Source organism: Vibrio sp. 1069 (assembly GCF_033340555.1).
Genome location: NZ_JAWOWP010000477.1, coordinates 1 through 652, shown reverse-complemented (window position 1 = coordinate 652; position 652 = coordinate 1). Strand labels below are relative to the sequence as shown.

1 protein-coding gene is annotated in these 652 nt (G+C 44.0%); it reads right to left on the bottom strand.

Annotated elements, in window-relative coordinates:
- The coding region (locus R7040_RS27250; RefSeq protein ID WP_318097716.1) for a PAS domain S-box protein at window positions 1-652 on the bottom strand (652 nt) is incomplete at both ends.

Sequence of the window (652 nt, the reverse complement as noted above, 5' to 3'; positions counted from 1 at the left end):
TGGTTTGTGAGGCGATGCTGTCGATCACTTTGACGATTTCAGTGACTTGCTGAGAGGTTTTAAATAGCTCTTGAACTTTATCGTCACAAGCGGTGACGGCACTCAGTACTTCTTCAATCATGGTGCGAAACTCATTCAGAGAATGTTCTGCGCCGCAGACGTTTGATGTGGCTTCTTCGCTGGCATTTCTCGCGATAAAAGAAGAGTCGGCTATCGCTTGAGAGATGTTTAAATCCCTTTGAACTTTATCAGTGATGTCAGATGCAAATTTGACGACTTTGATGACGTTGCCCAACGGATCGTAGATGGGGTTGTAAGTGGCTTCAATGTACACTTTGTCACCTGAGGCTGAACGCCTTAAAAATTGTCCGGACTTAAACTGGCCGGCGGCGAGATCTTTCCAAAAGCCGGGATTTTCTTGGTAAAAATCGTTAAAGCAAAATAGTTTGTGATGTTTTCCTTGAACATCGCTCAACTCGTATCCCAAGGTTTTTAAGAAGTTTTGGTTGGCGGTCAGAATGTATCCTTCACGGTCGAACTCAATCGTGGCTAGAGACAGATCTAACGCATTCAAAATGGCTTCTTTTTGCTCTGATTCTAGCCTCTGTTGTGTCACGTCTGACGCGATCTTGACTACTTTTTCAATTTGTCC